We start from the raw sequence: 8,127 nt of genomic DNA, 5'->3' as shown, positions 1-8,127 counted from the left end.
ACCATAGTTTGAGCTATCATTGATGCTAAAGATACTCATATTAATTCCTTAATTTAGATTTTTCTGCCTTCAATCTAAATATATTAAAATAATATAAGCAAAATCTGTTCTATTTTGGGGTGGAGTTATCCCAAAGTCCTTACAATCAAACTTTTAGGCAAATTGAAATACTCTATAAGTTCTTTCTCTTTTTCTCTCATTTCTCCATTATCATTTTCATGATCAAAACCTAACAAATGAAGCATAGCGTGGATAAAAAGCAAGCTTATTTCTTCTTCATAGCTATGCCCTAACTCTTTAGCCTTTTCTTTTGCCAAATCCACATTAATCACAACAGAACCCAAAGGCAAACTTTCATCGATATTTTCAAGCGGAAAAGAAAGTACATCAGTGGTTTTATCTTGTTTTCTTTGCTCTAAGTTAATTTCTTGCATTTCTTTACTATCCACAAAGACAAGCTCCACATCTTTAGGGCTTAAAAAACTTGCTATAGATTCTAAAAAATCACATTTTTCATCACTTAATATCATAAACCTTCCTTAACCAAATGGTATAAATTTTCTATTTCTTCATCATCAAAAATCGCACAATTTTTACTGCTATAAAATTGTTTTAGTTTTTTCTCTTCAAACTCAAATCCTAAAGCACATTGAGAATGCGAAGGTAAAAAAGCCCTTAGCAGTGTAATGGAATTTTGAATTTTCTCATCACAGGCAAAACAAAAAAAATCTTTATGCAATCTTCCTTCAAATTCCAAAATTTTTAAATAAGCATCAACAATAACACGCTTTGGATTTTGTTTTTCAAACCTTTTCACACACTCATCAAGTAAATCAAAATAAAAACTATCAAGCTCTTCCACATCTTTTAAGTGTCTATATAAAAGACGGATAAATTCTTGCCAAATAAGCATTTTATCCCTTTGCATAATCCATAAAAATCCCAAATGCAATACATCTTTAAGTCTTGGTAAAAAACTAGGATTTTCTTCTAAAGCAAAGTCGATTTTATAGCCGCTTAAAATACTAGAATGTCTAAGTCCATAAAAACGATAAGCCTTAATAAGCATTTTAGGACTTAAAATATAAACGATCAAATCCTCATCTTTAACTTTTTGAGTATGAAGTATAAAGCCTTGCATTAAACAATTTCAATACCATAAGCCCTAAGTATATCAAAAGCGGATTTTTCTAAATTTTCATCAAAACTTGCACTTAAATTTTGGTGTAAAATTATCCTTGCATTAGGCTTAGCACCAAAAGCTAAAATGATATTACAAAACACACAAATATGAGAAACAAGCCCTGCAAAATGAAGTTCTTCATAATCGCTTTTTTGTATGAAATTAGCTAGTTCTAAGCTACCAAAAGTATTTTTATAAAAAATTTTATGAGCTTTTTGTAAAAAAGGTTCAAATTCCTTTGGCATTTGCCAACCCAAACTCTCTTTAATACAATGTTTTACAGGTAAATTTAAACCTTCTTTACTTTGTAGATAATGTTCATCATGCGTATCATAGGTTAAAAGCAAATGCGTGTTATTAAAATCGATTTGATTTAAGGCTTTAAGAATATTTTCTTTGATTTTCAAAGCCTTATCAAAACCTAAACTTCCATCAATAAAATCATTTTGATAATCCACTAAAACAAAAGCTTTTTTCATGCTTTTATGCCTTTTGAAGCCAAAAACTCTCCGTGTGTAAATTGGCAAAAGCGGTTTTTAAACTTGTAAAAAGCTTAGGATGATCTTTTTCTAAATTTGCTAAAAGCTGTTTAGCTTCTTCTCTAGCGTGGGGGAATTTTACATTTTTTTCGCTGAGTTTCATACCAGGACAAAATTCATTTCCTATCACGCTAAGTTCATTTTGCGTAGCATTATCCCTAAGCTGTCTTTCTCGCACAAAAATCAAAGGGCGTATCACAGTTACACCGCGTTTGCTTTGATAAATAGGCGCTAAGGTTCTTAAAGCTCCATTATGAATAAAATTCATAAAAAAGCTTTCTGCTGCATCATCTAAATGATGAGCTATAGCAAGCTTGTTAAAACCTTTCTCAAGGGCGTAAGTATATAAAGCTCCACGACGCATTCTCGAAAAATAACTACAAAAACTTGAATTTTCTCTTATGGTATCGCCTGAAACTTCATAAATATTTGAATCAAGCACGCTATGTTTAATGCCGTGTTCTTCACAATGTGCATGAAGATGAGAATAATCCTCGCCCATGCCATAACTCAAAGTTACCGCTTCAAGTTCAAATTTAAAAGGAGCATGAGCTTGCATACGATTTAAAAGATGGACTAAAGCCAAAGAATCTTTCCCGCCACTAAGCCCTAAAAGAACCCTATCTCCATCTTTAATAAGTCCAAATTTAGCATTAGCTTGTGCAACTTGGCGTATGAGTTTTTTGCTAAGATTTATCATAACTTCTCGCACATTTTAAGCACAAAATTGGCTGAAATTTTAGCTGAATTGATCACAAATTCATCAAAATCAAATTCAGCCTTTTCCCCTGCTTTATCACTCATAGCTCTTAAGATAAAACAAGGCACCTTTAAAGCATCACAAACCAAAGCCACACTTGCGCCTTCCATTTCACAAGCATCCGCATTGAAAATTTCTCTAATTTTTGCTTTTTTTGCTTCATCGCAAATAAACTCATCTCCCGTTGCAATAATGCCTGCACGCAGTTTAATGTTTAATTCCTTAGCAACTTCTAAAGCAAGATTGTTTAATTTCTCATCGGTTTTGATAAAAATTTCATTACCTGGAACAAAACCTAAAGGATGTCCAAAAGCGGTAATATCAAGATCGTATTGAGCTAATTTTGTTGCGTAAAGCAAATCGCCAATTTCAAGTTCAGGATTAAAAGCACCCGCAACTCCTGTAAAAAGCAAAGCTTGTGCGCCAAATTTTTCTATCATCACACTAGCACTAAGAGTAGAATTTACCTTGCCGATTTTAGAATACGCTAAAACAAGTTCATGATTTTTATACTTTGCAAAATAATAAGTATTATTAGCGTGTTCTATTTTTGTATAATCTTTAAGTGTTTCAAGCAAAGGAGTGATTTCTTCACTCATGGCTCCTAAAATTGCTATTTTCATCATATAACCTTTAAAAATTCATCAATATCATTCATATTTGTTAAAGCATAAGTTTCTTTTGAAGTGATTTTTTTATTCAAACCCTTAAGCACGCTTGCACCAAATTCTATGAAATAATCTACTTCATTTTCACATGCCTTAATGCTTTGTTTATAAAGCACAGGAGAGATAAGTTGTGCTTTTAAAAGTTCAAGGGCTTCTTCTTTGCTTGTATAAATTTTAGCATTTGCATTAGAAATTACGGCTTTAAAATTTGGTTTTAACACCTTTTCAAGCTCCACACAAAGCTTAGCTGAAGCATTTTCCAAAAGAGGACAATGACTTGCCACGCTCATATTTAAAAGCATAGCTCTTTTAGCTCCTGCTTCTTTAAATACACTTTCATAACTTGCTAAATCAGGTTTTAAACCTGCTACAACGATTTGTCCATCGCAGTTATAATTTGCAGCGAAAATTTGCTTGTTTTCTTTTTGTGCTTTTTGACAAAGCTCTTCAACCTTTTCATCATCAAGCCCTAAAACCACCATCATACCTGCTTCAACTTTTGCACAATCTTCTTGCATAAAAAGCCCTCTTTTATTGACCAAAGAAAGAGCCTCTAAAAAATCAAAAGCACCATTGACAGCTAAGGCTGAAAATTCTCCCAAAGAATGCCCTAAAGCAAATTTCGAACTTAAATCAGGTTTTTTTTCAAGTAAAACACTATAAGCCATTAAGGAATTTAAAACGATGGCGGGTTGAGTAAATTCACTTTGATTGAGTTTTTCGTTTTCTTCAAAAAACAAATGTTTAAAATCAATCTTACAAAAATCACTTGCGTTTTGAAGGAGTTCTTTGGCTTTTATAGAGTTTTCATAAAAATCTTTTCCCATGCCAAGACTTTGTGAGCCTTGACCTGGAAATATAAATGCAGTATTCATTAATGACAACCGCAACCGCCGCCACCACAGCAACCGACGCCACCGTGTCCGTGATGATGATCGTGTCCATGTCCGCTTCCACAACCACAACTATGACTTCCTGCGATAATACCTGTAAGAATTTCATCTTCACTTGCAGCTCTAGCATCTACGATATTTAAAGAAAAAAGCAAATCACGACCTGCATAAGGATGATTATAATCAATTGTGACATCATTTTCGCCAATCTCTTTTACAGTTACACGAACGGTTTCGCCATTTTCACCTTCGCCAAAAAGCTCCATACCTACTTTTAAATCAATACCTGCAAATTGCTCTTTTGGTAAAGTTTGAACGGCATTTTCATCGTATTCGCCTAAACCTTTTTCTTTTTTAATTACCACATCAGCATTGCTAGGGCAATCAAGCTTCATCACTTCTTCTTCTAAGCTTTCTAAAATCTGACCTTTGCCTAAAATAAAAGAAATAGGTTGAGAGTATAAATTTGATTCTAAAACTTCATTTGTATTTGCGTCTTTTAACTCATAAAACATTGAAACTACACTATTTTTTTCTATAGCCATTTTATCTCCTTAATTTATTTTCTATTAGGTGAAGCTTTTGCTTCGGGTGAATTTGGATAATTAGTTTTTAAAGCTTTATAAAAACCATTTGCTGTTTTTGTATCACCTGTTTTATCCAATGAAATGGCAGTATGATATAAAAGTTTTGGGAAATAATCCCCTTTTGTACTCAAAGAAGAACTTTTTTTATAATAAACAATAGCATTGTTATAATTTTTTTGTTTATACTCGATCTCCCCTAACCAAAAATTTGCTCTTGCAGGTTTATACTGCTTTGTTATGAGAAAATTTAATTTTGCTTTGGAATCTTCAAAAGCATTTTTATCAACATCTTTTATCGCTAATTCTAAAATTTCATTATTTTTTTTCTTTTTCCAAGATTCATCAATTTGTTTTGCTTTATCATCCTGGGTATTTTGAGTATTATTGTTTTCAATGGTACTATTTGAATCTGCAGTTGAAACAACAACACTAGGTGTAATAGTTTTAACGCTTAAATTTGCATCATTTAATTCGTTTTTAGAAACATAATTTGCATTAATAGCATCTACTAAAGAACTAAGTTCGGCTAAAACTTTTTTTACTTGCTTATTATTAGCTTCTTGAATTTTTCTACTTTCTTCAACATAAGCCTTTAATTTTTGAATTTCACTAGTAAAATTATTTTCAATATTTTGATTATTCTCTTCAACTTGACTTAATCTAGAATTTGATTTAGCATATTGAGAATTTATACCTTCTAAAGTGCTTTGTAAACCCTCGATTCTTTCGTTAATTTCATTAATTCTAGCATTTGTTTGTATATTTTCATTATTTAAATTATCTAACTTTTCTTTAAATAATTTTTCATTTGAAGTTAAACCATAAGAAGAATTGCTTGTTATATCTCCTGCACCAAAAGCTGAGCTTTCTGCATAAAGTAAAGTAGCTCCAAGAAGAGCTACTGTGAATATTTTTTTCATTAATTATCTTGATAATTTAAATTCAGCACGTCTGTTTTGCGCATCACAAGCTTTAGTTTTTTCAGTGCACACAGGATTTGTTTCTCCATAGCTTTTAACAGCAATTCTATCAGCATTTACACCTTTAGCGATTAAAGCTTCTTTTACAGCTTTTGCTCTTTTTAAACCTAGAGCTTGGTTATATTCATCAGTTCCCCACTCATCGCAGTTTCCTTCAACAGTAATACTTACACCGCTTACTTCAGTGTTAAAGATATTAGCATTTGTGCTTACAACATTTTGCATATCAGGACGAATGTTGAATTTATCAAAATCAAAATATACTTTATTTAAAGTATCATTAAGTTGAGAAATTTTTGAATCAATATCCCAACCATCACTTCCACCTGAACCACGATTTGAATCAACACTACTATCACCGCTTACGCTAGTGCTTTTTGTGCTACAACCACTAATAACAACTGCAAGAGCTGCAATTGAAGTAAAAAGAATTTTTTTCATTTATGACCTTTCAAAGTTAATAAATTCTTACTATTATATCTAATTTTTAATTAATTTTAACCTAAAATTGAAATTTTTACCAATCAATTGATTGAATTTTTCCAACCCTAAGAGGAAAATAAAAAGTCTTATTTGCATTTACACGAATAACACCTAAAGCACTTTGCGCACCTAAATATTTAATAAATACTATACTTCCACCGTCACTAGAAAATCTTGGAAATAAATTTTTTCCATTTGCTGTAAGTTGACGAATATAATCACTATTAATTGACATCAAATAAATATTAAAAACACCTGCTTGATTTGGTTCACGACTTGAATAAACCAAAAAATCTTTATAAGTCGAAACAGCCGAATTGTTTCTACCATGAAAAACAACTTGTTCAGCACTATTGCTATTTAAATCTTGCATAAAAATATTAGGATATCCTAAACGATCGCTTACAAATACCACTTTACTATCATCTGAGCCAATAAAATTTCCATTAACATCAATACCAGAATAATTAGTTAATTGTGTTAGATTTTTGGTATTTAAGTCATATAAATAAACATCAGGCTGATCTTTTGGAGCCATGGTAACAAGTAGTTTACTTCCATCTACACTCACATCACTTGCTACAACCATACCGCCGCTTGATAAAATTTTACTAGCTTTATTGGTATTTAAATCATAACGGTATAAAGTTGGCTTATCATGACCATAAGCTGTATAATAAAATAGAGTTTGTTCTTTATTTCCCCATTTTGGAAATAAATTAAGCCCACCATCAACAATAACCTTTTGATAAGTTAAAGTATAATCAGCCATAATAATTTGACTTTTTTTGGAGCTAGAATTTCTCGCAATCAAAATTTTATGATCCATCCAATCAACAGGTGCAAGTCCTAACGCATTTACAGAAGCTTTGACACTTTTATGTGCCAAAAATGGATATTGTTCTAAACCATTTAAAGTATAAGTTTGCTCTGACTTATCAGAACCGCCAGCTTTTATTTTTACATTTAAACTCAAAGTGTTACCATTTTTATTTAAAGCGTATTCAAAAGTATAATTACTTGTCTCAGTTGCATTAGCAACAACTTCAAAGTTTGAACTTACTTTCAAATCGTTCACAATGATATTATAAAAGCTTTTCTTTAAATTCTCATCACTTAAATTTGAATTGTCTTTAACAATAATCTTTGGTAAAACTACACCAGAATTAACAACATCAATCACTGGATCTTCTGCCCAAAGACTTCCTAAAAAGACTAAAAAAATTGCTACAATTTTTTTCATTTTTTTCTCCTAATCATTTTTAACTTTTGCTTCATCTCTTAAATTCATGGTAATGCTTATATTTTTATTTTGCGGAGGATAAGTAATAAATTTACCTTTTTGACTTTCTAAAAATTCAGCCACTTTAGCATCATATAAAGGATTCCCACTTTTTTCAACTGAAGTATAGCCAAATTTTCCATTTTCATCAATAAAAATTTTTACCTTAACAGAAATTTTTTCACTATTTGGATAATACTGAGTCCATCTTTGAGTGATAATACGCACAACTTTCCCTAAAAATTCATCATAAATTCCAATCTTTTGCGCCTTTGTGTTTTCTCCTTGCGTTGAACTTTCTTCTTGAAGTAAACTATCATTAAGTTGTTTTACAAGTTCGGAAGCTTGAGGTTTTGGAGCACTAGAAATTCCTGATTTAGCACTTGATTGAATTTTTGTAGTCTTTTCTTCTTGTATTTCTTTAATATTTCCAAAAAGCTCATTAAAATTACTTGCCTTTTGGTCAATATCTTCAGTTTTAACTGTTTTATTTGTAGTCTGAGCAAAAAGCTTTTCTATATCAATTTGCTCTGTTGGTTTTTGTATTTCTTTAGGAGTGTTGCTTTGAGTAATAACTTGTTTTGATGGTTCAGCAAGTTCAATATCTACAAAACTATCTTTTATATCGGTATATTGTATAGCAGGTTCAACCTCGCTTACAAGTCTAAAAAAAACAAGAATTACTATACTAATATATATTACTAAAGCAAGTAAAAACGAATTTAAATTACTCAAACCATAATTTTTCATGA

At 31.1% G+C, this 8,127-nt stretch carries 11 protein-coding genes; all 11 read right to left on the bottom strand.

Annotated elements, in window-relative coordinates; genetic code table 11:
- Positions 1–125 precede the first annotated feature (125 nt).
- Complete coding sequence (gene ybeY, locus AJN64_RS05735; protein WP_002857275.1) at positions 126–530, bottom strand: rRNA maturation RNase YbeY; 405 nt, start codon at positions 528–530, stop codon at positions 126–128.
- The gene (gene recO, locus AJN64_RS05730; RefSeq protein WP_053872320.1) at positions 527–1,141 is read right to left on the bottom strand and encodes a recombination protein RecO; all 615 of its coding nucleotides are present in this window, start codon (positions 1,139–1,141) and stop codon (positions 527–529) included. Before recO ends, ybeY begins: the two co-directional genes overlap by 4 nt.
- Positions 1,141–1,662, bottom strand: coding sequence for an isochorismatase family cysteine hydrolase (locus tag AJN64_RS05725; protein WP_002785057.1), 522 nt, complete (start codon positions 1,660–1,662; stop codon positions 1,141–1,143). Before AJN64_RS05725 ends, recO begins: the two co-directional genes overlap by 1 nt.
- Before the next feature lie 4 nt (positions 1,663–1,666).
- Positions 1,667–2,422 carry an ATP-binding protein gene (locus tag AJN64_RS05720; protein ID WP_044779381.1) on the bottom strand — a complete coding sequence of 252 codons (756 nt, stop codon included), beginning with the start codon at positions 2,420–2,422 and terminating at the stop codon, positions 1,667–1,669.
- A complete protein-coding gene (gene pfs, locus AJN64_RS05715) occupies positions 2,419–3,108 on the bottom strand; it encodes an aminodeoxyfutalosine nucleosidase (protein WP_002859787.1) in 690 nt (229 codons plus the stop codon). The genes AJN64_RS05720 and pfs overlap by 4 nt, the downstream gene beginning before the upstream one ends.
- A complete protein-coding gene (locus AJN64_RS05710; RefSeq protein ID WP_250495016.1) occupies positions 3,105–3,977 on the bottom strand; it encodes an ACP S-malonyltransferase in 873 nt (290 codons plus the stop codon). Before AJN64_RS05710 ends, pfs begins: the two co-directional genes overlap by 4 nt.
- A gap of 47 nt (positions 3,978–4,024) precedes the next feature.
- Positions 4,025–4,588 carry a peptidylprolyl isomerase gene (locus AJN64_RS05705; RefSeq protein ID WP_053872318.1) on the bottom strand — a complete coding sequence of 188 codons (564 nt, stop codon included), beginning with the start codon at positions 4,586–4,588 and terminating at the stop codon, positions 4,025–4,027.
- Between the two features lie 14 nt (positions 4,589–4,602).
- Entirely contained in the window at positions 4,603–5,550 is a 948-nt protein-coding gene (locus tag AJN64_RS05700; protein ID WP_002860944.1) for a tetratricopeptide repeat protein, read from the bottom strand.
- A 3-nt stretch (positions 5,551–5,553) separates the two neighbouring features.
- Positions 5,554–6,051, bottom strand: a complete 498-nt coding sequence (gene pal, locus AJN64_RS05695) for a peptidoglycan-associated lipoprotein Pal (protein WP_002851617.1) — start codon at positions 6,049–6,051, stop codon at positions 5,554–5,556.
- Between the two features lie 76 nt (positions 6,052–6,127).
- Positions 6,128–7,336, bottom strand: a complete 1,209-nt coding sequence (gene tolB / locus AJN64_RS05690; protein WP_053872317.1) for a Tol-Pal system protein TolB — start codon at positions 7,334–7,336, stop codon at positions 6,128–6,130.
- A 9-nt stretch (positions 7,337–7,345) separates the two neighbouring features.
- Positions 7,346–8,125, bottom strand: coding sequence for a TonB C-terminal domain-containing protein (locus AJN64_RS05685; RefSeq protein ID WP_002860942.1), 780 nt, complete (start codon positions 8,123–8,125; stop codon positions 7,346–7,348).
- Between the last annotated feature and the right edge of the window lie 2 nt (positions 8,126–8,127).

The organism is Campylobacter sp. BCW_4332, assembly GCF_001763175.1.
In the GTDB taxonomy this organism is placed as follows: Bacteria; Campylobacterota; Campylobacteria; order Campylobacterales; family Campylobacteraceae; genus Campylobacter_D; species Campylobacter_D jejuni.
Note: the sequence above shows the minus strand (reverse complement) of the source record. Positions and strands in the feature narration are given on the sequence as shown.

Coding starts and splice junctions, on each gene's coding strand:
- AJN64_RS05700 (WP_002860944.1), bottom strand. CDS start 5,550: ATGAAAAAAATATTCACAGTAGCTCTTCTTGGAGCTACTTTACTTTAT.
- AJN64_RS05685 (WP_002860942.1), bottom strand. CDS start 8,125: ATGAAAAATTATGGTTTGAGTAATTTAAATTCGTTTTTACTTGCTTTA.
- AJN64_RS05710 (WP_250495016.1), bottom strand. CDS start 3,977: ATGGGAAAAGATTTTTATGAAAACTCTATAAAAGCCAAAGAACTCCTT.
- recO (WP_053872320.1), bottom strand. CDS start 1,141: ATGCAAGGCTTTATACTTCATACTCAAAAAGTTAAAGATGAGGATTTG.
- AJN64_RS05705 (WP_053872318.1), bottom strand. CDS start 4,588: ATGGCTATAGAAAAAAATAGTGTAGTTTCAATGTTTTATGAGTTAAAA.
- ybeY (WP_002857275.1), bottom strand. CDS start 530: ATGATATTAAGTGATGAAAAATGTGATTTTTTAGAATCTATAGCAAGT.
- pfs (WP_002859787.1), bottom strand. CDS start 3,108: ATGATGAAAATAGCAATTTTAGGAGCCATGAGTGAAGAAATCACTCCT.
- tolB (WP_053872317.1), bottom strand. CDS start 7,336: ATGAAAAAAATTGTAGCAATTTTTTTAGTCTTTTTAGGAAGTCTTTGG.
- pal (WP_002851617.1), bottom strand. CDS start 6,051: ATGAAAAAAATTCTTTTTACTTCAATTGCAGCTCTTGCAGTTGTTATT.
- AJN64_RS05720 (WP_044779381.1), bottom strand. CDS start 2,422: ATGATAAATCTTAGCAAAAAACTCATACGCCAAGTTGCACAAGCTAAT.
- AJN64_RS05725 (WP_002785057.1), bottom strand. CDS start 1,662: ATGAAAAAAGCTTTTGTTTTAGTGGATTATCAAAATGATTTTATTGAT.